Here is a 21,959-nt window from a genome sequence, read left to right on the forward strand (position 1 = left end):
CGCCACGGACGCAGCGGGCGCCAGCATCCATGTGCTGCACGCCAAAGGGCGGCGTGCGCCAGCGCTGAACCATCCCCGCCTGCAACTGCACGCGGTGGATTTTGCGGCGATGCCCGCCTTGCCGCACGTCGATGATGTTTACATCACCCTGGGCACCACCATGGCTGCAGCCGGCAGCCAGAGCGCGTTCCGTGCGGTGGACTATGACGCCGTGATGGCCACGGCCCGCGCAGCGCGCGCGGCGGGCGCCACCCGCTGTGGCGTGGTCACCGCCATGGGGGCCAATGCGCAATCGCGCATCTTTTACAACCGCGTCAAAGGCGAGGTCGAGCGCGACCTTCAGCAGCTGGGTTTTGAGACGCTGGTCATTGCACGCCCATCCCTGCTGATGGGCGAACGCCGGGCGCTGCAACAAGCCCACCGGCCCGCAGAGTCCCTGTCCCTCAAACTGTTTCAGTGGCTGAACCCGGTCCTGCCCGCCAACTACCGTGCCCGCTCCGGGGCGGAGGTGGCCCGTGCGCTCGTCCGTGCCGTACAGTTGGGCCGACCCGGGCTGCAAGTGCTGTCCGGCCGCGCGCTGCAGGCCAGTTGGTACAGGGAGCAGCCGTCGTGACCCCGCCTACGCTGTACGCCCTTCATGCGCCCCAACGAACTCCCCCAACCGCTGGACACCCTCATGGTGGCCACTTGCAATGTGCTCAACCTGGCCAATCCGGGACGCCTGTTCTACGAGAACCAGGACCCCTACAGCCAGACCGAGTTTGAACGCAAGATCACCTGGCTGGGCGAGCGCTTTCGGGTACTGAACGCCGATGTACTGGCGGTGCAGGAGGTCTGGGACGACGCGGCCTTCAAAGGGGCACTGGGTCGGGGTGGCTTGCGCTACGACTTTGTAGCCGCACCAGGGGCCGAGAACAACGACACCCAACAGGGCGCACAGGGAACGCCCCGTGTGGGCCTGGCCACGCGGCTCAAGGTCGAGGCATTGCAGTCCTTTGCCGACTTCCCACCGGGCTTTCAGGTGAATGTGCCTGGCATTGGCGAACACACGCGCTTCGAGCGCCCACCCCTCGTGGCCACGTTGCGGATGAAGCATGGCCAAACCCTCAACGTCCTCACTGCCCACCTCAAATCCAAACGTCCCAAGTTTCTGCAGGATGCCCAAGGCCAGCCCACCGAGGACCGGGACGACCGCAAGGTGGTCGCACTGGCATCGCTGCGCTCGCTGATCATGCGCGGCGCCGAGGCCATGGCGCTGCGGTGCCTGGTGATCGACCTGCTGCACCGCACCAGCGTGCCCCTGGTGGTGCTGGGCGACTTCAACGACACCCCCGACAGCGTGACCACGCAATTGATCTGCGCCACCACCGATATTGCCTACGACCGGTCAGCCCGTGATGTGGCCCTGTTCAATGCGTACGACCTGCAGGGAGATTTCGCCTTGAAAAAGGACGTGGCCTACTCCCATATCCACCAGGGTGCGCCCTATGTGCTGGACCAGATCCTGGTCAGCGAGGAGTTCCTGCCCAATGGGCGCAACAGCGTGGGCGATGTGCGCCGGGTGGACTATTTCAACGACCACCTGCATGAGGGACGCGACCGCACGCGCTCGGACCACGGCTTTGTGCGCGCCTTGCTGCGCCTGAAACTGCCCAGTTCTCCTCTGGCCCAGAGCATCTCGCCGCCGCCGACCGACGTGAGCGCACCCAGCGACGCCCCTCGCTGATCACTGCGGCAGCCCACGGCGCCACGGGTTTGCAACGGGATGTACGCTGACAGGGAGAGGCGGGTGCGCGCAGGTAACATCCACGTACAAAGCGCCCCACTCGCCCCACACCAGGGGCTCTCTCTGGCAGCCCACACCATGACCCAGCACAATTTCCTGCGCCGCAGCGCCGATACCGCCCCGCTTTCCCGTCCTGAACCACGGATTGCGCGTTGGGCCGCCCCGGCCACGCTGGCAGCACTGCTGCTGACAGCCTGCGGCAGCACCCCGCTGCCCCCTTGGCCATCCACCCCCACTGCCCAGCAGCGCAGCGCCCCCGCGCCACTGCCGCGCGTACAACAAGGTACGGTGGTACCCGCACCGCTGGGACAGCAGACGCCCTCGCAGCTGCCGCCACAACGGGCTGCCGTGGTGGCCAGCCCCCTGCCCCCGTCCGCGCCGCTCTTGGTGCGCGACGAGGCGCCCATGGCGCCGCCCTATGGCGATGCGGTGGCCGCGCGGTTCCCCAACCCTTCTGTGGTCTACAGCACACCCGGCCTGGGTGCCGACCGCAGGGCCTTCACCACCAATACCGAGCTGGGCCAATGGCTGCGCGGGCTGAGCGAAGGCGTGCCCCGTGGCGGCACACGCGCGCAGTTGCTGCAGATTGGCACCTCGCAACGCGGCGAGCCCATCCAGGGCCTGCTGCTTACCCGTGCCCCAGGCACAGACCCTGCCAGCCTGGACAAGAGCGGCCGCCCCACCGTTGTGCTGATCGGCCAGCAGCATGGCGACGAACCCGCAGGCAGTGAGGCACTGCTGGTCATCAGCCGTGAGCTGGCCCAGGGCCTGCTCGAGCCGTTGCTGGACCGCATCAACGTGGTGGTGGTGCCCCGCGCCAACCCCGATGGCGCCGAGGTGGGCACCCGCGTCACCGCCAATGGCGTGGACCTGAACCGCGACCACCTGTTGCTCAACACGCCCGAGGCCCGCGCCATTGCGCAGGTCATCAACGACTACCGCCCCATCCTGGTCGTGGATGCCCATGAATACACCGTGGTGGGCCGCTACCTGCAGAAGTTCAACGCCATCCAGCGCTACGACGCACTGCTGCAATACACCACCACTGCCAACTATCCGGAGTTCCTCACCAAGGCATCGCAGGAATGGTTTCACCAGCCCATGGTGGCAGCCCTCAAGGCCCAGGGCCTGACAAGTGACTGGTACTACACCACCTCGACCAACCTGCAGGACAAGCGCATCTCCATGGGGGGCACCCAGCCCGACACGGGGCGCAACGTCCATGGCCTCAAGAACACGGTCAGCCTGCTGATCGAGACCCGCGGGGTGGGCATTGGTCGCATGCACATCCAGCGCCGCGTGCATGCCCAGGTCACAGCCATCACCAGCGCGCTGCGGACCACCGCCGAGCGGGCGGCCAACCTGGAGCAGGTACGCTCGTTCGTGGCCCGCGACGTCAGCGCCCTGGCCTGCCGCGACCAGGTGGTCATTGAAGCGGAGGCCACGCCCACCCAGCGCGACCTGGATTTTCTGGACCCCGAGACCGGCGCCGATCGCAGCATTCGGGTGGACTGGAACTCATCGCTGACGCTGCGCAACACCAAGGTGCGTGCGCGGCCCTGCGGCTATTGGCTGTCGGCAGAAGCCAGTGGTGCAGTGGAACGCCTGCGCCAGCTGGGCATCCAGGTCATGCGGGTGGCAGAGCCCGGTTCTGTCCTGGCCGAGAGCTACCGCGAAACCGCACGCGAAACCGGCAACCGCCAGGACGTGATCGGCACCATTGCCGGTGGTGGTGACATCGTGCGTGTGCAAGTGTCTGCCGTACGCAGCGCCATTGATGCACCCGCTGGCAGCTTCTATGTGCCCCTGAACCAGCCGCGTGCCCATCTGGCCGTGGCAGCGCTGGAGCCCGACACGCAGAACAGCTACTTTGCCAACCACCTGATCCAGGACCTGGGCCAAAGCGCCCGCGTGATGGCCGTGCCATCGCTGGTGTTTGAAGAAACAGATTGATCCGTGCCTTGCGGCAGGTCGCTGCATGGCGCGAGGCTGAGGTCTGCGTTCTTGGCGGGGTCAGGTGGGACGCTCCGTGAGGACGCTGCCCGGATGCTGCGCTGCGACTGTGGCTGCGGTCGCAATTTTGCTATCAATTAAATAGCTATTTAGGCATATTCTTCTAGCGCTACAGGCAGATTTCTTTCAAATCATGCCGATCCATGCAGTGGCGCAGGCCGCGTGGCGCGGGCCTGGCGGTCCCGGGCACGCTCCAGCACATGGCGTGCCATGGCCTGTGCCAAGGCATCTTCTGCCAGGAACACCTGGGCATGGCTGCATTCCAGCACCAGCCGCTGGGCCTCGTCCTCGTTGTGGCTGCGCACCACGATGTCGATGCCCGGGTTCAGAGTCTGCGCCGTCTCGATCATCTGGCGCACCTGCAGCGCGTCCGGGGTGGCTACCACCAGCATGGCGGCCCGCGCAATGTGGGCCTGGATCAGCACGGCAGGCTCCACCGCGTCACCAAACACGGCGGCCACGCCATCGGCCCGCAAGGCTTCCACCAGCTCCCGGTTCTGCTCCGCCACCACAAACGGAATATCGTTGGCCGCCAGCGTTGCCGCCACACGCCGCCCTACCCGGCCGTACCCCACCAGAACCACCTGCCTCGCGAGGTAACGCGAATCGGTGCTGGTGGGCAGTTCGGCCAAAGGGTCATCCCGCTGCTCCAGCCGCCGCGCAAGCGCCGATCGGGCGCGCAGCCAGCCCTGCAACGGCGCAATGGCACGGAACAACAGCGGGTTGAGCGCCATGGAGAACAGGGCCCCCGCCAATACCAAGCTGGCCCCCTCTGGCGGCAGCAGCCCCAACGAAGAACCCAGTGCGACCAGAATGAACGAGAACTCACCAATCTGCGCCAGGCTGGCCGATACGGTGAGCGCTGTGTTGAGCGGGTAACGGAACGCCAGCACCAGGCCCGCAGCGGCCACCGTCTTGCCCAGCATGATGATGGCGACCACTGCCAACACTTGCAGTGGGCGCTCCCACAAGACGGCAGGGTTGAAGAGCATGCCGACCGACACGAAAAAGAGTACGGCAAAGGCATCGCGCAAAGGCAGCGACTCATGCGCAGCGCGGTGGCTGAACTCGGACTCGCGCATGACCATGCCGGCAAAGAAGGCCCCGAGCGCAAACGACACGCCAAACAGCGCAGCCGACCCGTACGCAATGCCCACCGCTGCGGCCACCACGCACAGCGTGAACAACTCACGCGAGCCTGTGCGAGCCACCTGCCACAACAGCCAAGGAAACAGCCGGCGCCCGACCAGCAGCATCAGCACTACAAACGCACCGACCTGCAGCAGGGTCCAACCCAGCGTGCGCCAGAGCTGCGCAGCATCCAGGTCGGCCCCGGTGCCGCCTCCCAGCCATCCCCCCAGCGGGGGTAGCAGCACCAGTACCAGCACCATGGCGAGATCCTCCACCACCAGCCAGCCCACTGCGATGCGTCCGGTGTAGCTGTCCAGAATCCCCAGGGTCTCCAGCGCACGCAACAGCACCACCGTGCTGGCCACCGACAGTGCCAGACCAAAAACCAGGGCACCACCCATGCCCCAGCCCCACCACAGGGCCAACGCCATACCCAGCGACGTCGCCACGATCATCTGCACCACAGCACCCGGCACGGCAATCTTGCGCACGGCCAGCAGGTCGCCCCACGAAAAATGCAGGCCCACGCCAAACATCAGCAGCATCACACCGATCTCCGCCAGCTGGCTGGCCAGGGCCGCATCTGCGACAAAACCGGGAGTGAACGGGCCGATTGCCACCCCAGCCAGCAAGTACCCCACCAATGCTGGCAGCCGCAGACGGGCGGCCAGAAAGCCCAGCACCAACGCCAGGCCCAAGGCGGCAGCAATGGTGTGGATCAGCGTGACGCTGTGTGGCATGGGCAAATGCTCCAGTGAGGCGGGCTGTCAAGGGGGATAGCCCGGTTATAACCGCATCACCATCCCGGCAGCAAAATCGCCCCTGCAGCAGCGCCAAGAGCACGGGCCAGGGCGGGTATGATTAGCGTCCTGCGTTACGCAGATGCGGACACTCCGCAAGCCCGTCCGGCCACACAGCCGGCCAACATCCATCTGCCCGTAGCTCAACTGGATAGAGCAATAGCCTTCTAAGCTATAGGTCGGGGGTTCGAGTCCCTCCGGGCAGGCCAGCCGCCCAGCTGGTAGCTTTCAATCTCCCCACTCATACCAATCGATCCATGCTGACGAGTGCGGAACAGCCAAGCAATGCGCGCGCGGGCTGGATGACGGATGTGGATCAAGCACCTCGTTGCGTACAGCCCCAACCCTAACGATTGGGCTGCGGCACAGCGGCGTAATTCATGGCAATGGCCTGCACCACGGCGCCGATCAATGCCGCATCGCCAGCGCTCTGCGGCAACACGTCGCGCACGATCTGGACCGCGTATTGAAGTTGCTCTTTGGCCAAGGCCGCAGACATGGCGTTGCCGCGCTTTTCACTGGGCGACGCGTCGCGAATCACAAGGCTCATCAGAAACTCCCAAAAAGTGGAGCATGCAGTATGCGCCGTGTGGGGCTGTGGTGAGCGAGAGGCGGGGCTTTGATGGTGAGAAAACCCCCTTGACGCACAACGCTGCACAGGGGGGCATGCGCAAGGCGAGATTCCATACAGCCCCAAAGCAAAAAGCGCTGCAACATTTCTGCTGCAGCGCTTTGCTATTTTGGGGTGGCTGATGGGGCTCGAACCCACGACAACAGGAATCACAATCCTGGACTCTACCAACTGAGCTACAGCCACCGTAGCTTTGTATTATAGCCCGGGATTTTGGCCCCGGACATCAAATCGCTTAATTTTCTGCAGTCACTGTTGCCGCTGCCTCAGGACGTGGTGCCTTGATCTGCACCTTGAAGCGCTGCTTGAGCAGTTCATAGTACGCCAGCCCTTCGGCCGTGGCCAACCACTGCACGTATTGTTGGCGCTCCTGCTGCGCACGCTGCGCATCCGGTGCCTGGCGCGGCACGACGCGGTTGACCTTGACCACGGCATAACCCGCAGCGCCCAAATCCACCCCCGTCCAGCCTGGCAGCGTTTCGGAGGGAGCCCGCAGTGCGGCGTCGATCAGGGCACGCGGCAGGTTCTGGGTCTGTTCGCGGGAGACTTCGGTCGCTGCGGCCAAGCCTGTGGCAGAAGATGGGGCAGCCTTCCATGCATTGAGCTTGGCCTCGCCCTCCTTGCGTGCGAGTTCGGCAGATTTCTCAGCCACATACAAGGTGCGAACACGGGCCTTCACTTCGTCGTAGGGCAGTGTCAATGCAGGGGTGTAGGTGGTCACACGACCGGCAGCCATCTGGCTGGGGCCCACTTCCACCGCCTCGGTGTTGCGCTTGTTCTGCAGCGAGTCGGTAGCAAAAAGTGCTTCGAGGAACTTGGCGTTGGCCAGAGGGCCCTTAGCACCTGCGGCAGGGGTCCGGGTCACGCCCTTGGCAGTCTGGATCTTCAGCTTGAGCTTGTCGGCCACGGGCTGGAGGCTGTCTGCCTGCTCATACACACCATTGGTGAAGGACTCTGCCACCTCGGCAAACTTGCGCTGCGCCTGCTGCTGCTTGAGCTCTGCTTCCATGGTGGGGCGCAGTTCTTCGAAGCTGGGCTGGCGGGGTGTCTTGATGTCGGTGAGCTGGATGATGTGATAACCAAACTCGGTTTCCACCAGATCACTGATTTCGCCCTTTTTCAGCGCAAACGCAGCTTCTTCAAAGGGCTTGACCATCGCACCCCGGGCAAAGAAGTTCAGGTCTCCGCCCGCAACGGCCGAGCCCTTGTCGTCAGAGGATTTCTTGGCCACATCAGCAAAGCTGCCGGGAGCCTTGCGCACCTGGGCCAGCAGTTCAGTGGCACGGGCCTTGGCCTTCTCGCGGTCCGCGGCGGATGCATCCTTGGGAGCGTTTACCAGGATGTGGCTGGCGCGGCGCTCTTCCTTCGCCGTCATGCGAGCCACATTCTCTTTGTAGTAAGTACGCAGGTCGTCTTCACCCAGGGTGATGGACGCCCGCACGCTGTCGAGATCCAGCACCACGTATTCGATGGCTGCCTGTTCCAGTTGCTGGAACAGGGCGGGATGGGCCTTGTAGTAGGCCTCCAGGTCTGCATCTGTCGGGGTGACTTTGCTGGCGAAGTCGGCAGCGTTGAATCGGGCCACCTGGATCTCACGGCGCTCATACAAAGCGTCGAGCGCGAGTTTGACCTGCGCATCGGAGCCAAACGCGGAGCTCATCACTCCACCCATCACTTGGTTCACCGAGATGTCGCGGCGCACATTGGCTTCGAAACCTTCGGGCGTCAGGCCTTGAGCAGCGACCAGTGCGCGATACGCATCGGCGTCCAGCGTACCGTCCGGGCGCTTGAGTCCCGCAATGGCGGGAATCTCCTGCAGGCTGCGGGCCAGACGCGCATCGCTGGTCACGAGGTGCATCTTTTGCGCGGCAGCCGCAAGCACACGGTCACGCACCAGGCGCTCCAGCGTGGCATACCGGGCGCTGGGAGAGTCCAGCAACTTGGGATCGACCGAGGGAGACTGTGCGCGAATGCGGTCTGTCTCCATGCGATGGGCATTGTCCCAGTCCGTCTGGTTGATGTTGTTGCCATCGACACGGGCTACCACAGGGCTCTTTTCAGAGAAATAGTTGCGGTCGATGCCTACCAGCACAAACGAAGGAATGATCAGCAAGAACAAGAAGATCATCACGATCTTGGAGTGCTTGCGGATGGATTCAAACATGGTCGATCTTTCAGAAGGCAAAAAACAAAAGGCGAACTTGCGTTCGCCTTTGTTCGGTGATGGTGGGTCCTGACGGTCTCGAACCGCCGACCTACTCCGTGTAAAGGAGCCGCTCTACCAACTGAGCTAAGGACCCCACCTAAACTGATCCTCAGTTCAAGGCATCTTTCAATGCCTTGCCAGGACGGAACTTCGGAACTTTAGCAGCTTTGATTTTAATCGTAGCGCCAGTACGGGGATTGCGACCGGTACGGGCAGCACGCTTGCCCACAGCGAAGGTACCGAAACCGACGAGCGACACGGTGCCGCCCTTCTTGAGAGTCTTCTTGACAGCCTCGATCGTGGATTCCAGGGCACGCGCAGCAGCGGCCTTGGAGATGTCGGCGTTGGTAGCGATGTGCTCAATCAATTCGGTTTTGTTCACAAGAAGCCTCTCGGAAAAGAGTTAATGGAATGTCTCGAGGATATCTGGTCTTCACACGCCTGAAAGCACAGCCGTGGGCTGGTGGAGAACAGGCGGGGGAATGACTGGCATACACAGCAGTGGCTGCTGCATCAGATTAAAGCCATCGAGTTTCAGAGTGTCAATACAACACGCTGTTTTGCGTCAGCGTTGTTTTGAATTCTAGTCGTATTTCACGCTGCGACAGGGCTTGGCGGGGGTTTTTGTCTCAAACACGCCGTATCGGCAGCACTCCGTATTGACACCCCGCAGCCAGCCGTACTCAACGAGCAGCGAGTGCCTGAGCGATGGCTTTGCCCACGTCCTGCGTGCTGCCCGTGCCGCCCAGGTCCGGGGTGCGCGGAGCACCACTGCCGGGTTGCAACACGGCTTCGATAGCGGCCAGAACGGCGTCATGCGCGGCGCGATAACCCAGGAAGTCCAGCATCATTGCGCCGCACCAGATCTGCCCGATGGGGTTGGCGATGCCCTTGCCCGCGATGTCGGGCGCCGAGCCATGCACCGGCTCAAACAGCGACGGCATGGTGCGCGTGGGGTTGAGGTTGGCGCTGGGCGCGATGCCGATGGTGCCGGTGCACGCAGGTCCCAGGTCCGAGAGGATGTCGCCGAACAGGTTGCTGGCAACCACCACATCAAAGAAGTCGGGCCGCTGCACGAAGTGGGCGGTGAGGATGTCGATGTGGAACTTGTCCACCTTCACATCGGGGTAGGCCTTGGCCATCTCGGCCACGCGCTCGTCCCAGTAGGGCATGGTAATGGCGATGCCGTTGGACTTGGTGGCGCTGGTCAGGTGCTTCTTGGGGCGCGACTGGGCCAGTTCAAACGCAAACTTCAGCACGCGGTCCACGCCGTGGCGCGACATCACTGTCTCCTGCATCACGATCTCGCGCGGAGTGCCTTCGTACATGCGGCCACCGATGCTGGAGTATTCGCCTTCGGTGTTCTCGCGCACGATCAGCATGTCGATCTCGCCGGGCAGGCGCGGGCTGCCATCACGGCGCACCACAGGGGCGATCACGCCTGGCATGAGGCGTGCGGGCCGAAGGTTGATGTACTGATCGAACTCGCGGCGGAATAGCAGCAGCGAGCCCCAGAGCGAGACATGGTCAGCGATCTTGTCGGGCCAGCCCACCGCGCCGAAGTAAATGGCCTCATGGCCGCCAATCTGGTCCTTCCAGTTATCGGGCAGCATCTTGCCGTGCTTTTCGTAGTAGTCCCAGCTCGAAAAGTCGAAGTGGTCGAAATGCAGGTCAATGCCAAACTTGCGGGCGGCCTCGTCCAGAACGCGGATGCCCTCGGGCATGACCTCTTTGCCAATGCCGTCACCGGCAATGACTGCAATGCGATGCTTCGCCATTCAGATGCTCCTGAAAATATAGCTGCCTGCGCTTATATATCAAGCGCTCCAGGCATCAAAGACTTGAAAACTATTTGACGCGTGCCCGGATCTCCGGCAACGCCTTCTGCAGGTAGTACACCATCGACCAGACGGTGAGCACCGCCGAGGCCCAGATGAGCCAGGTGCCCCACACGCCGGTATCGATCACGCCAAACAGGCGCCCGTCGTACAGCAGAAAGGGGATGGCCAGCATCTGCACCGTGGTCTTGACCTTGCCGATCATGTGCACGGCCACGCTCTTGCTGGCGCCGATCTGCGCCATCCACTCGCGCAGGGCCGAGATCGCGATCTCGCGGCCGATGATGATGAGGGCCACAAACACGTCGGCACGTTGCAGGTGCACCAGCACCAGGAGCGACGCACACACCAGAAACTTGTCGGCCACCGGGTCCAGGAAAGCCCCGAAGGACGAGGTCTGGTTGAGCTTGCGGGCCAGGTAGCCGTCCAGCCAGTCGGTGGCCGCGAACACCACGAACATCACGGTGGCGATGAGATTGCGCGTGGCCGGGTCCAGCGGTGCGTAGAACACCCCCACGATCAAAGGTATCGCGACGATGCGCGTCCAGGTCATCAAGGTGGGGATAGTCCAGAACATGGCGGCGATTGTGTCACGGCGCGGCCGTGGAACGGCACATGGGGCTTATCTCAAGGCCTTGTAAATTTCTTCTGCCAATTCATGCGAGATGCCGTCCACGGTGGCCAGGTCCTCCACGCTCGCGGATGCAACCCCACGCACCCCGCCAAAACGTTGCAACAGGCGCGCCCGCTTCTTGGGCCCCACCCCCGCAATTTCTTCCAGTTGCCCGCCTCCCACGCGCACCTTGGCCCGTGCCGCGCGCATGCCGGTGATGGCAAAGCGGTGCGCCTCATCGCGGATCTGCGCCACCAGCATCAGCGCGGCCGAATCCTTGCCCAGGTACACCTTCTCACGCCCGTCGGCAAACACCAGCTCTTCCAGGCCCACCTTGCGGCCCTCGCCCTTCTCGACCCCCACGATGCGGGTCAGGTCCAGCCCCAGCGCAGTGAACACCTCGCGCGCCACGCCCACCTGGCCCTTGCCGCCGTCGATGAGCACCAGGTCCGGCAAACGCGCCTGGCCCTTGGGCCGGGCTGCGGCTTGCGCCTCGGGCGATTGCGCATAGTCGATGCCGCCCTCCTCGCGCTGCGCCTCCACCACCTTGCTGTAGCGGCGCGTGAGCACCTGGCGCATGGCGGCATAGTCGTCGCCCCCCGTGATGCCCTCGATCTTGTAGCGGCGGTATTCGCTGCTCTGCATCTTGTGGTGGTGAAACACCACACACGACGCCTGGGTGGATTCACCTGCCGTGTGCGAGATGTCGAAACACTCGATGGTGAGCTGGTCCAGGTCTTCGGGCGGCAGATCCAGCGCCTCGGCCAGCGCCCGCGTGCGGGCCTGCTGCGAGCCCTCCTCGGCCAGCAGACGGGCCAGTTGCAGGTCGGCGTTCTTTTGCGCCATGTCCAGCCACGCGCGGCGCTGTTCGCGCGGCTGGTGGATAGCGTTCACGCGCAAGCCACTTTGTTCGGTCAGCGCGTCCAGCAAGGCCTTGTCCACCGGCACACTGGTCACCAGCAGCGGTGGCACGGGCACACCGATGTAGTGCTGGGCAATGAAGGCCTCCAGCACCAGGGCCTCCACGGGGCGAACCGGGCGAGACGGGGTGGCCACCGTTTCATCCGCACCGTCCCCGCCCTCTTCTTCGAACACCGCCGCAGCGTCCTCGACGTGCACCGGGAAATACGGCCGGTCGCCCAGGTGGCGGCCACCGCGCACCATGGCCAGGTTCACGCAGGCACGACCGCCTTGCACGCGCACCGCCAGGATGTCCACATCCTTGTCATCCACCGTCTCAATGGACTGCTGGTGCAGCACGCGCGACAGCGCCTGGATCTGGTTGCGCACCTCGGCAGCCTGCTCAAACTCCAGCTTGTCCGAGTGCGCCATCATCCGCGCCTCCATGGCTTGCAGCACCTCCTGCGTTTCACCACGCAGCAATGCCTCGGCGTGCTGCACGTCAGCCGCATAGGCCTCGGGCGAAATCAAGTCCACGCAGGGCCCGGTGCAGCGCTTGATCTGGTACAGCAGGCAGGGCCGTGTGCGGTTGGCAAACACCGTGTCTTCGCAGGTGCGCAGCCGGAACACCTTTTGCAACAGCTGAATGGTTTCCTTCACCGCCCAGGCGCTTGGATAGGGGCCAAAGTAGCGGTGCTTTTTATCGACCGCGCCCCGGTAGTAGGCCATGCGCGGAAACACCTGGCCCGGCGCATCGCCCCGCGTGTGGGCGCCCGGTGTGCCGGTGATCTTGAGGTAGGGATAGCTCTTGTCGTCGCGGAACAGGATGTTGAACTTGGGGTTCAACGTCTTGATGAGGTTGTTTTCCAGCAGCAGCGCCTCGGCCTCGGAGCGCACCACCGTGGTCTCCATGCGCACGATCTTGCTGACCATGTGGCCGATGCGGGTGCCGCCATGGTTCTTCTGGAAGTAGCTGGACACCCGGCGCTTGAGGTTGAGCGCCTTGCCCACGTACAGCAGCGCATCCTGCGCGTCGAAATAACGGTACACGCCCGGCAACGCGGGCAGCGCAGCCACCTGCGCCAGGAGTTCTTCGGAATGCACATCAGACATGGCGCGTATTGTGGCCCCGTGCGCAGCCTGCCCTTTTCACTATCAAAAAAATAGCTACCAGCGCATATTCAACCAGCGCTTGCAGCCATTTTGATCAAAAAATCACCGTACCCCGGTCACTCCGCCTCGATCTTCGAGGTCTTCACCACCTGCGCCCAGTTGGCCAGATCAGCCTTCACCTTGTCACCCAACTGCGCCGGGGTCTGGTAGTCGGCCGTGGCGCCCTGCTCCTGCGCCTTTTGCTGGAAGGCCGCGTTCTGCACCACGGTGCGGATGTCGGCCGTCAGCTTGTCCACCACGGCCTTGGGCACGGCGGCGGGGGCAAACACCGCAAACCATGAGGTGGCATCGACCTTGGGGTAGCCCGCCTCGGCCGTGGTGGGCACATCAGGCAGGCTGGGCAGGCGCTGCTTGCCCGTCACGGCCAGCACGCGCAGCTTGCCGCTGGCGATGTGGGGCATGAACGGTGGTGCAGTGCCAAAGGTCAGGTCCACCTGGCCGCCCAGCAGGTCCTGCAGCGCGGGGCCTGTGCCCTTGTAGGGCACATGGACCATCTTGATGGCGCCCTGCTGCTCCAGCATGGCACCGGTCACGTGCTGCAGCGAGCCGTTGCCCGACGAGGCGTAGTTGAGCTTGCCGGGATTGGCCTTGGCGTAGGCGATCAGCTCGGGCAGCGTTTTCACCGGCAGGTCAGCACGCACCACGATGATCTGCGGGGCCGAGATGACGTTGGCCACGGGTTGGAAGTCACCCTGCTCCCACTGCTTTTGTTTGGTGATGTGGGGCGAGATGACGTGGTAGCCCGAGTACTGCATCAGCAGCGTGTAGCCATCGGCCTCGGCCCGCTTGACGGCGCTGGCCGCAATGTTGCCGTTGCCCCCGCCCTTGTTGTCCACGATGACCGACTGGCCCAGCACCGGCGCCAGGGCTTGCGCCAGCATGCGGGCCGACAGGTCGGTGGTGCCGCCTGCGGCGGTGGGCACCACCATGGTGACGTTCTTGGACGGGTAGGCGCCCTGCGCCACTGCGTGGCCGATGAAGCCGGTGGCCAGTGCGGCCAGGGCGAGGGTGGTGAACTGCTTGCGGGTGGTTTTCATGAAAGGGATGTCTCCGTCGTTGTCGTTGTTGTCAAAAATCTGAGTTGCGAGAAGCAGGAAGGCACAGAGAAAGCACCCGATCAATCCACCGTGGCGCCCGTGTCTTTGACCACGCGGCTCCACTTGGGCAGGTCGGACTGCACCAGCGCGGCCAGCTGCGCTGCCGTGCCCTTGAAGGGCTCGCAGCCCACGGTGGCCAGCTTGTCCACCACGTCCTTGTGCTCCAGCGCACGGGCCACCTCGGCCTGCAGCTGCGCCACGATGGGCGCGGACGTGCCGGCCGGAGCAAACAGCGCATACCACGGCGCCTGGCCAAAGCCCTTGATCGTCTCGCCAATGGTGGGTGCATCGGGCAGCGCGGCCACACGCTTTTCATTGACCACACCCAGCACCTTGAGCTTGCCTGCCTTGATGAACGCAATGGCTGACGGCAGGCTTTGCACCGACAGCGGCACTTGCCCGCCCACCACATCGGTGGCGGCTGCGGCGGAACCCTTGTACGGAATGTGCTGCAGCTGGATGCCCGCCGCCTTTTGCAGCATCTCGCCAATCAGGTGGTTCAGCGTTCCGTTGCCCGCCGAGGCAATCGAATATTTTCCGGGGCTGGCCTTGGCCAAAGCCACCATTTCGGCCACGGTGTTGGCCGGGAAGGATGGATGCGCCACCAGCACATAGCCCGCCGTGGCCACGGGCGCCACGGGTGCAAAGTCCTTCACCGGGTCAAAGCCCGGGTTCTTGTACAGCGCAGGGCCGATCACATGGGCGCTGTCAGCCGTGAGCAGCAGCGTGTAGCCATCGTTGCGTGCACGGGCTGTGGTGCCGGTGGCCAGCGTGCCGCCCGCGCCAGGGCGGTTGTCCACGATCACGCTCTGGCCCAGTTGTTCGCTGAGTTTTTGCGCCACCACGCGCGCAATGGCATCGTTGGCGCCACCCGCAGCCTGGGGCACCACCACGGTGATGGGCTTGGAGGGGTATTTGTCCTGCGCGCCCGCAGCCAATGCAGCGGAGCACAGCACGGCGGCGGTAAAGATGCGGCGGGACAGCGTCGTTTGAAATGTCATGGCTTTTGTCTCCTGGTGTTATGGGTGAATGCAGGCTCACCCGCGCTCAGCGGGCCAGCGCTCTTTCGCGGATCGCCTCGAAATCGGCAGGCACCGGGTGCAGCGCCAGGCGCGGGCCCGCCTTGGCGATCTGGCTGGGAATGTCGTGGCCAATCAACGCAGGCAGTTGCTGCGCAGCGGCCAACAGTTGTGCCAGATCCACCCCCGTGTCATAGCCCATCAGCACCAGCGCATGCACGATCTCCTCGCTGCACACATTGCCGCTGGCGCCCGGCGCATAGGGGCAGCCGCCCAGGCCGCCCAGCGAGGCATCGAACCGGTCTGCGCCTGCGTCAATGGCCGCCAGCACATTGGCCAGCCCCATGCCGCGCGTGTTATGGAAATGCAGGGTGAACTCCACCCCCGGCCAGCGCGCGCGCGCTGCCGCCGTGAGCTGGTGCACCTGCGTGGGGTAGGCCATGCCCGTGGTGTCGCACAGCGTGATGCCACGCACGCCCCGATCCACAAAACGCTGCACCCAGCCGAACACATCCGCCTCGGCCACATCGCCTTCCATGGGGCAGCCAAAAACACACGACAGCGACACATTCACCGCCACGTTGGCGCCCTGCGCCAGGGCCACTACCTGCGCCAACGCCGCAAACGACTGTTCCTGCGTCATGCGCAGATTGGCCAGGTTGTGGGTGGCGCTGACCGACATCACCAGGTTCAGCTCGTCCGTGCGCGACTCGATGGCGCGCTCGGCACCGCGCAGGTTGGGCACCAGCGCGGTGTAGACCGTGCCAGGGCGGCGCGTGATCTCGCGCATCACGATCTCGGCGTCTTTGAGCGCAGGGATGGCCGTGGGCGAGGTGAACGAAGTCACCTCGATCTTGGCCAGGCCCGCCGCCGACAGTGCATTGCACAGCGCGATCTTGTCGGCCGTGGGCACAAACGCCTTTTCCATCTGCAGGCCGTCGCGCAGACCGACTTCCTGCATGTGGATGCGGCGGCCTGCGCCCTGCCATACGGTGTTGGATGCACTCATTGAATCACCCCCTTGCTGCGCAGCAGCGCGATCTGTTCGGCCGTGAGCCCGGCCTCGGCCAGCACCGCATCGGTGTCGTCGCCCAGGTGCGGCGCGCTGCTGCGGATGCTGCCCGGCGTGGCCGAAAGCTTGGGCACGATGCCGGGCACCTCCACGCTGTAGCCGTCGCGCGTCTGCTGCGTCAGCAGCATGTCGCGGGCGCGGTAGTGCGGGTCTTCGGCAATGTCTTTGGCGGTGTAGACCTTGCCCGCAGGCACGCGGGCAGCGCCCAATGCATCCAGCACCTGCTGCACAGTGCGCTGCGCGCTCCAGGCGCCAATCGCAGCGTCGATCTCTTCCACCCGGGCCACGCGGCCGGTGTTGTTGGCGAGGTCCGGCGCAGTGCCCAGGTCGGGCCTGCCAATCGCATCCATCAGCCGCTTGAAAATGCTGTCGCCATTGCCCGCCACCAGCACCCAGCCGTCCTGGCAGGGGTAGGCGTTGCTCGGTGCAATGCCCGGCAGCGCGCTGCCTGCGGCCTCGCGCACGGCGCCGAAGGCGCTGTATTCGGGGATCAGGCTTTCCATCACGTTGAACACCGCCTCGTGCAGCGCCACGTCAATCACCTGGCCCTGGCCGCCGTTGACCTTGCGGTGGTACAGCGCCGTGAGCACGCCGATGGTGCCGTGCAGCGCCGCCAGCGTGTCACCAATCGAGACACCGACGCGCACCGGCACGCGGCCGGGCTCGCCCGTCAGGTGGCGCAGGCCGCCCATGGCTTCGCCGATGGCGCCAAAGCCTGGCAGGTCGCGGTACGGCCCCGTCTGGCCGTAGCCAGAGATGCGCAGCATCACGAGGCCGGGGTTGAGTTGGTGCAGCTCCTCGGGCGACATGCCCCAGCCTTCCAGCGTGCCGGGGCGGAAGTTCTCGACCAGCACATCGGCTTCTGCAATCAGCTGGCGAGCGATGTCCTGCCCGTCCTTCTGCCGCAGGTCCAGCGCCACCGAGCGCTTGTTGCGCGACTGCACCTGCCACCAGACGGAGGTGCCTTCCTTGATCAGGCGCCAGTTGCGCAGCGGGTCGCCGGTCTCGGGCGCCTCGATCTTGATCACATCGGCGCCAAACTCGCCCAGCGTCTTGCCGCAGAAAGGCCCGGCAATGAGCTGGCCCATTTCGATGACGCGCACGCCTTGCAACGCGGCGGGGGAAGCAATGGAATCCATGGGTGGGGTTATCTCCTGTGGCCAGCCCCACGCCGGGGCGGCTCGGGGCGAATGATGCGCAGGGTGTGCGGGGCCGTAAATCGCTCAAGCAACAAGATGCCATCGCAAACCGGCATGGCAGCTGCGGCGCTTGCTACCATCTGCCCCCATGAAACTCGACCCCGTCTCCCTGCGCCTGTTTGTGGCCGTGATGGAAGAAAGCACCATCGCTGCCGCCGCCGCGCGCGAGCACCTGGCCGCCTCGGCCGTGAGCCGCCGCCTGGCCGACCTGGAAGACGCGTTACACGTGGCCCTGTTCACCCGCAGCAACAAGGGCACTGAGCCCACCGCCGCTGCCTTTGCGCTGCTGAACCTGGCGCGCGGCGTGCTGAATGACCTGGACGGCATTGCCACCCAGATGCGCGAATATGGCACCGGAGTGCGCGGCCACGTGCGCGTGGTGGCCAACATCTCGGCCATCACGCAGTTTTTGCCTGGGGAACTGCAGAGCTTTCTGGCACAACACCCGCAGGTGGATGTGCGGCTGCAGGAGCAGATCAGCAGCGCGATTGCGCATTCCGTGGCCGAGAACGCGGCCGACGTGGGCATTCTGAACGAAGGCCACTACGGCGAGCGGGTGACGCTGCTGCCCTACCGCACCGACGAGCTGGTGCTCGTAGTACCCACCGGCCATGCGCTGGCGCGGCGCAAGTCCGTGCGGCTGGCAGACGCCCTGCCCTATGACTTTGTGGGCGCGCACCCCAACAGCGCCATCAACAACCAGCTCACCCGCGCATCCGCTGAGGCTGGCCTGCCGCTTCGACTGCGCATGCAGGTCACCAGCTACGACGCGCTGTGCCTCATGGTCAACGCCGGTCTGGGTGTGGGCGTGATGCCGCGCGGCAGTGCGCGGCTTTACCAGGGCGCGCTGCAGATCCGCACCGTCACCCTGAACGAGCCCTGGGCCCACCGCCGCCTGTCGCTGTGCGTGCGGTCGGAAGAATCCCTCTCCACCGTGGCCCGGCTGCTGGTGGACCACTTGCGCACGCAGCCCGCCACACCATGACCCCCGACCGCCAGCCCCTGCAGTGGGATGTGTTCTGCCGCGTGATCGACAACTTTGGCGACATTGGGGTGTGCTGGCGCCTGGTGGCGCAGCTGGCCGCACTGGGCCACCGCGTGCGCCTGTGGGTAGACGACGCCTCGGCTCTGCAATGGATGGCCCCTGGGGGCTGCGCCGGGGTGGAGGTGCGGCCCTGGGGCGCGCCGCCGCCGGGCCCCAACGAGCCGCCACCCGATGTGATGGTGGAGGCCTTCGGCTGCGATATTGCTCCTGAATTCATAGCATATAGCGCATATTCCACTAGCGCTTCTGGCCAAAATCGCTCCAAACCTGTCTGGATCAACCTGGAATACCTGTCTGCAGAGGGTTACGTCGCACGCACCCACCGCCTGCCGTCCCCCATTCTGTCCGGCCCGGCATCGGGGTGGACGCGCTGGTTTTTCTACCCCGGCTTCACGACCGGCACCGGCGGCCTCCTGCGCGAGCCCCATCTGATGGCGCGGCGCGAGGCTTTTGACCGCAGCGCCTGGCGCACGGAGCACCGGGCACTGTTTGGCAGGGGCGAAGAAGCACCAGGCAGCCGCTGGGCGTCGCTGTTCTGCTACGAGCCCCCGGCGCTGGCCCACCTGCTGCAACAGTGTGCGCTGCAACCCACCGAGCTGCTGGTCACGCCTGGCCGCCCGGCCGCTGCGGTGCGGGCGACACTGGCCGAGCCCTCCGGGAACCAAGGAGGTCCGCAAGCGCATGACCAGCGGGGGCTGCTGTCCTTGTCCTACCTTCCCCACCGCCCCCAGCCAGCGTTTGATGAGATGCTGTGGGCCTGCGACTTCAATGCGGTGCGGGGCGAGGACTCGCTGGTGCGTGCGCTGTGGGCGGGTCAGGCCTTTGTCTGGCAGATCTACCCGCAGCACGACAACGCCCACCACGACAAGCTCTGGGCCTTTCTGGACTGGCTGCAGGCCCCTGCGTCGCTGCGGCAGTTCCACGCCACCTGGAACGGGCTGGACGCCGCGCCGCTGCAATGGCCGGACGACAACACGCTGGCAGAGTGGACCGCCTGCACCCAGGCTGCCCGTGCGCGCCTGCTGACGCAGGACAACCTCGTCGCACAACTTTTGAGCTTTGTCGCCGAAAAACGGTAAAATCCGAGGCTTTGCGCAAATCAGGTGCGGCATGTCAGTGCCTGCTCCCCGCGCACTTTCGCCGCAGAACATGCACCGGCGCGCATACCAGATGGTTTGCCAGCCCGCGCGTTGAGCGGCCCCAACCCAAGCAACTTGCTATGAAAATCGCTCAAGAAATCCGCGCCGGCAACGTCATCATGCACGGCAAGGACCCCATGGTGGTCCTGAAGACCGAATACGCCCGCGGCGGCCGCGGTGCAGCCACCGTGCGCATGAAGCTCAAGAGCCTGATCGGCAACTTCGGCACCGAAGTCGTGTTCAAGGCCGACGACAAAATCGACAACGTGATCCTGGACAAGAAAGAGTGCACCTACTCCTACTTTGCCGACCCCATGTACGTGTGCATGGACACCGAGTACAACCAGTACGAAGTGGAAGCCGAAAACATGGGCGACTCGCTGAACTACCTGGAAGACGGCATGACCGTGGAAGTGGTGTTCTATGACGGCAAGGCCATCTCGGTCGAACTGCCCACCAGCGTCGAGCGCGAAATCACCTGGACGGAACCCGCCGTCAAGGGCGACACCTCCGGCAAGGTCATGAAGCCTGCCAAGATCGCCACCGGCTTCGAAGTGCCCGTGCCCCTGTTCGTCAGCCAAGGCGACAAGATCGAAATCGACACCCGCACTGGCGAATACCGCAAGCGCGTCTAAGGGCGGCAAGGGCTCGCAGCCCTCTCTCCCTCACAGGAGATCCCCCAAAGAAAAAGGCTTCCCTCGGGAAGCCTTTTTTTATTATTCAGAGCCAATGCGCTAGTGCTGCATGGGTCTAACGCTATGAATTAAATAGCAATCAGATAGGTTGCGCCACCAGATCGTGTCCCTGCACGCCCACGATACGTGCCTTGGTGAACTCCCCCACCTTGAGCTGCTTGCTGATCTTCTCGGGCGGCAGCAGCTGCACGGTGCCGTCGATCTCGGGCGCATCCGCATAAGTGCGGCCCACACCCCCTTTGCGGCCCAGGGCAGGGGCATGGTCCACCAGCACCTGCATGGTGGCACCCACCCGGCGCTGCAGTCTGGCGATCGAGACCTCTTCCGCCACCGCCATGAAGCGGGCACGGCGATCTTCGCGCACGTCCATCGGCAGCATGCCGGGCAGCTCGTTGGCCGCAGCGCCATTCACATCGCTGTAGGCAAAGCAGCCCGCACGGTCAATCTGCGCCTCGCGCACGAAGTCGAGCAGGTGCTGGAACTCTTCTTCCGTCTCGCCCGGAAAGCCCGCAATGAAGGTGCTGCGGATGACCAGCTCGGGGCAGGCTTCGCGCCAGCGCAGGATGCGCTCCAGGTTGCGCTCGCCGCTGGCGGGGCGCTTCATGCGCTTCAATACGTCAGGGTGGCTGTGCTGGAAAGGCACGTCCAGGTACGGCAGCACCTTGCCCGTGGCCATGAGTGGGATCACTTCGTCCACGCTGGGGTACGGGTACACATAGTGCAGGCGCACCCAGGCGCCATAGGGCTCGGCAATCTCGCCCAGCGTCTGCACCAGCTCCAGCATGCGGGTCTTGACAGGCTTGCCATCCCAGAAGCCCGTGCGGTACTTCACGTCCACGCCATAGGCCGAGGTGTCCTGGCTGATCACCAGCAACTCTTTCACACCACCTTCGAACAAGGCCTTGGCCTCGCTCAGCACGTCGCCAATGGGGCGTGACACCAGATCGCCGCGCATGGACGGGATGATGCAGAAGGTACAACGGTGGTTGCAGCCTTCGCTGATCTTGAGGTAAGCGTAATGCTTGGGCGTGAGCTTGATGCCCGCGATGCCGAAGCTGCCGGGCACCAGGTCCACGAAGGGGTCGTGGGGCTTGGGCAGGTTCAGGTGGACCGCATCCATCACCTCTTGCGTGGCATGGGGCCCGGTCACGGCCAGCACGCTGGGGTGCATCTGGCGCACCATGTTGCCGCCATCGTCACCCGTGCGGGCGCCCAGGCAGCCGGTGACGATGACCTTGCCGTTCTCGGCCAGGGCTTCGCCAATGGTGTCCAGGCTTTCTTTCACGGCATCGTCAATGAAGCCGCAGGTGTTGACGATGACCAGGTCGGCACCCTGGAAGGTCTTGGAGGTTTCGTAACCCTCGGCGCTCAGCTGCGTGAGGATCAGCTCGGAATCGGTCAGCGCCTTGGGGCATCCCAGGCTGACGAATCCGACTTTGGGTGTTTTGGTGGGGGCAATTGCTTCGCTCATATCCCCGTATTGTCCCAGTTCCGGCGTTGAGCGGTCAGGATTGCCGATTCATCGCAAGGTTTGCCACCTGCCGCAACCTGCGCAACCGGTGCTGCACCAGCCCGCAGCCGCGATTTAAAGGCAGCACCGCC

At 64.5% G+C, this 21,959-nt stretch carries 18 protein-coding genes and 3 tRNA genes; 7 read left to right on the forward strand and 14 right to left on the reverse strand.

The features are described 5' to 3' along the window. The first annotated feature begins 31 nt into the window (after positions 1–31). From ASD75_RS14485 to ASD75_RS14495, 3 genes are all read left to right on the forward strand, one after another. On the forward strand, positions 32–613 hold the full coding sequence (locus ASD75_RS14485) for a nucleoside-diphosphate sugar epimerase (RefSeq protein ID WP_369817493.1): 582 nt from the start codon (positions 32–34) through the stop codon (positions 611–613). Between the two features lie 24 nt (positions 614–637). Further along, a complete protein-coding gene (locus tag ASD75_RS14490; RefSeq protein WP_056746616.1) occupies positions 638–1,726 on the forward strand; it encodes an endonuclease/exonuclease/phosphatase family protein in 1,089 nt (362 codons plus the stop codon). Positions 1,727–1,864: 138 nt separating this feature from the next. Beyond that, complete coding sequence (locus ASD75_RS14495; protein WP_056746618.1) at positions 1,865–3,739, forward strand: M14 family metallopeptidase; 1,875 nt, start codon at positions 1,865–1,867, stop codon at positions 3,737–3,739. Between the two features lie 191 nt (positions 3,740–3,930). Here ASD75_RS14495 and ybaL read toward each other — a convergent pair whose 3' ends face one another. Then, a complete protein-coding gene (gene ybaL / locus ASD75_RS14500; RefSeq protein WP_056746621.1) occupies positions 3,931–5,670 on the reverse strand; it encodes a YbaL family putative K(+) efflux transporter in 1,740 nt (579 codons plus the stop codon). A gap of 192 nt (positions 5,671–5,862) precedes the next feature. Between ybaL and ASD75_RS14505 the strand changes: the two genes are divergently transcribed. Further along, positions 5,863–5,939: transfer RNA gene (locus ASD75_RS14505), tRNA-Arg, on the forward strand. Positions 5,940–6,076: 137 nt separating this feature from the next. Here the strand turns inward: ASD75_RS14505 and ASD75_RS14510 are convergent. The 12 genes from ASD75_RS14510 to ASD75_RS14565 form a co-directional block, all read right to left on the reverse strand. Beyond that, the gene (locus ASD75_RS14510; RefSeq protein WP_056064167.1) at positions 6,077–6,280 is read right to left on the reverse strand and encodes a hypothetical protein; all 204 of its coding nucleotides are present in this window, start codon (positions 6,278–6,280) and stop codon (positions 6,077–6,079) included. A 191-nt stretch (positions 6,281–6,471) separates the two neighbouring features. Next, a tRNA-His gene (locus ASD75_RS14515) sits at positions 6,472–6,547 on the reverse strand. A gap of 49 nt (positions 6,548–6,596) precedes the next feature. Then, a complete protein-coding gene (locus ASD75_RS14520) occupies positions 6,597–8,525 on the reverse strand; it encodes a SurA N-terminal domain-containing protein (protein ID WP_056746623.1) in 1,929 nt (642 codons plus the stop codon). Between the two features lie 60 nt (positions 8,526–8,585). Next, positions 8,586–8,661 (reverse strand) — tRNA-Val (locus tag ASD75_RS14525). Between the two features lie 15 nt (positions 8,662–8,676). Continuing rightward, on the reverse strand, positions 8,677–8,949 hold the full coding sequence (locus tag ASD75_RS14530; RefSeq protein WP_008906675.1) for an HU family DNA-binding protein: 273 nt from the start codon (positions 8,947–8,949) through the stop codon (positions 8,677–8,679). Positions 8,950–9,250: 301 nt separating this feature from the next. Continuing rightward, positions 9,251–10,345, reverse strand: coding sequence for a tartrate dehydrogenase (locus tag ASD75_RS14535; RefSeq protein WP_056746625.1), 1,095 nt, complete (start codon positions 10,343–10,345; stop codon positions 9,251–9,253). 70 nt (positions 10,346–10,415) lie between these two features. Continuing rightward, complete coding sequence (pgsA, locus tag ASD75_RS14540; protein WP_026436902.1) at positions 10,416–10,982, reverse strand: CDP-diacylglycerol--glycerol-3-phosphate 3-phosphatidyltransferase; 567 nt, start codon at positions 10,980–10,982, stop codon at positions 10,416–10,418. Between the two features lie 45 nt (positions 10,983–11,027). Then, positions 11,028–13,031: an excinuclease ABC subunit UvrC gene (gene uvrC / locus ASD75_RS14545; protein WP_056746627.1), complete on the reverse strand. Its 2,004-nt coding sequence runs from the start codon at positions 13,029–13,031 to the stop codon at positions 11,028–11,030. Between the two features lie 116 nt (positions 13,032–13,147). Next, a complete protein-coding gene (locus tag ASD75_RS14550) occupies positions 13,148–14,128 on the reverse strand; it encodes a tripartite tricarboxylate transporter substrate binding protein (RefSeq protein WP_056746744.1) in 981 nt (326 codons plus the stop codon). Between the two features lie 80 nt (positions 14,129–14,208). After that, positions 14,209–15,189: a tripartite tricarboxylate transporter substrate binding protein gene (locus tag ASD75_RS14555; RefSeq protein ID WP_056746635.1), complete on the reverse strand. Its 981-nt coding sequence runs from the start codon at positions 15,187–15,189 to the stop codon at positions 14,209–14,211. 46 nt (positions 15,190–15,235) lie between these two features. Further along, positions 15,236–16,216: a hydroxymethylglutaryl-CoA lyase gene (locus ASD75_RS14560; RefSeq protein ID WP_056746637.1), complete on the reverse strand. Its 981-nt coding sequence runs from the start codon at positions 16,214–16,216 to the stop codon at positions 15,236–15,238. Further along, positions 16,213–17,418 carry a CaiB/BaiF CoA-transferase family protein gene (locus tag ASD75_RS14565; protein WP_056746640.1) on the reverse strand — a complete coding sequence of 402 codons (1,206 nt, stop codon included), beginning with the start codon at positions 17,416–17,418 and terminating at the stop codon, positions 16,213–16,215. Before ASD75_RS14565 ends, ASD75_RS14560 begins: the two co-directional genes overlap by 4 nt. Positions 17,419–17,566: 148 nt before the next feature. Here ASD75_RS14565 and ASD75_RS14570 point away from each other — a divergent pair, with 148 nt between their 5' ends. The 3 genes from ASD75_RS14570 (at position 17,567) to efp (ending at position 20,297) form a co-directional block, all read left to right on the forward strand. After that, positions 17,567–18,463, forward strand: a complete 897-nt coding sequence (locus tag ASD75_RS14570) for a LysR family transcriptional regulator (protein WP_056064190.1) — start codon at positions 17,567–17,569, stop codon at positions 18,461–18,463. Then, a complete protein-coding gene (earP, locus tag ASD75_RS14575; RefSeq protein WP_056746642.1) occupies positions 18,460–19,602 on the forward strand; it encodes an elongation factor P maturation arginine rhamnosyltransferase EarP in 1,143 nt (380 codons plus the stop codon). The genes ASD75_RS14570 and earP overlap by 4 nt, the downstream gene beginning before the upstream one ends. Before the next feature lie 140 nt (positions 19,603–19,742). Continuing rightward, positions 19,743–20,297, forward strand: coding sequence for an elongation factor P (gene efp / locus ASD75_RS14580; RefSeq protein ID WP_008906801.1), 555 nt, complete (start codon positions 19,743–19,745; stop codon positions 20,295–20,297). 139 nt (positions 20,298–20,436) lie between these two features. Here efp and rimO read toward each other — a convergent pair whose 3' ends face one another. Next, a complete protein-coding gene (rimO, locus tag ASD75_RS14585) occupies positions 20,437–21,828 on the reverse strand; it encodes a 30S ribosomal protein S12 methylthiotransferase RimO (RefSeq protein ID WP_056746646.1) in 1,392 nt (463 codons plus the stop codon). Positions 21,829–21,959 lie beyond the last annotated feature (131 nt).

Source organism: Acidovorax sp. Root568, assembly GCF_001427445.1.
Taxonomy (GTDB): domain Bacteria; phylum Pseudomonadota; class Gammaproteobacteria; order Burkholderiales; family Burkholderiaceae_C; genus Acidovorax; species Acidovorax delafieldii.

Bases quoted from the DNA above. Each gene is read 5' to 3' on its own strand.
- ASD75_RS14520 (WP_056746623.1), bottom strand. From the start codon at position 8,525: ATGTTTGAATCCATCCGCAAGCACTCCAAGATCGTGATGATCTTCTTG.
- ASD75_RS14490 (WP_056746616.1), top strand. From the start codon at position 638: ATGCGCCCCAACGAACTCCCCCAACCGCTGGACACCCTCATGGTGGCC.
- pgsA (WP_026436902.1), bottom strand. From the start codon at position 10,982: ATGTTCTGGACTATCCCCACCTTGATGACCTGGACGCGCATCGTCGCG.
- ASD75_RS14565 (WP_056746640.1), bottom strand. From the start codon at position 17,418: ATGGATTCCATTGCTTCCCCCGCCGCGTTGCAAGGCGTGCGCGTCATC.
- ybaL (WP_056746621.1), bottom strand. From the start codon at position 5,670: ATGCCACACAGCGTCACGCTGATCCACACCATTGCTGCCGCCTTGGGC.
- uvrC (WP_056746627.1), bottom strand. From the start codon at position 13,031: ATGTCTGATGTGCATTCCGAAGAACTCCTGGCGCAGGTGGCTGCGCTG.
- ASD75_RS14550 (WP_056746744.1), bottom strand. From the start codon at position 14,128: ATGAAAACCACCCGCAAGCAGTTCACCACCCTCGCCCTGGCCGCACTG.
- ASD75_RS14510 (WP_056064167.1), bottom strand. From the start codon at position 6,280: ATGAGCCTTGTGATTCGCGACGCGTCGCCCAGTGAAAAGCGCGGCAAC.
- ASD75_RS14535 (WP_056746625.1), bottom strand. From the start codon at position 10,345: ATGGCGAAGCATCGCATTGCAGTCATTGCCGGTGACGGCATTGGCAAA.
- efp (WP_008906801.1), top strand. From the start codon at position 19,743: ATGAAAATCGCTCAAGAAATCCGCGCCGGCAACGTCATCATGCACGGC.
- ASD75_RS14570 (WP_056064190.1), top strand. From the start codon at position 17,567: ATGAAACTCGACCCCGTCTCCCTGCGCCTGTTTGTGGCCGTGATGGAA.
- rimO (WP_056746646.1), bottom strand. From the start codon at position 21,828: ATGAGCGAAGCAATTGCCCCCACCAAAACACCCAAAGTCGGATTCGTC.
- ASD75_RS14495 (WP_056746618.1), top strand. From the start codon at position 1,865: ATGACCCAGCACAATTTCCTGCGCCGCAGCGCCGATACCGCCCCGCTT.
- ASD75_RS14555 (WP_056746635.1), bottom strand. From the start codon at position 15,189: ATGACATTTCAAACGACGCTGTCCCGCCGCATCTTTACCGCCGCCGTG.
- ASD75_RS14560 (WP_056746637.1), bottom strand. From the start codon at position 16,216: ATGAGTGCATCCAACACCGTATGGCAGGGCGCAGGCCGCCGCATCCAC.
- earP (WP_056746642.1), top strand. From the start codon at position 18,460: ATGACCCCCGACCGCCAGCCCCTGCAGTGGGATGTGTTCTGCCGCGTG.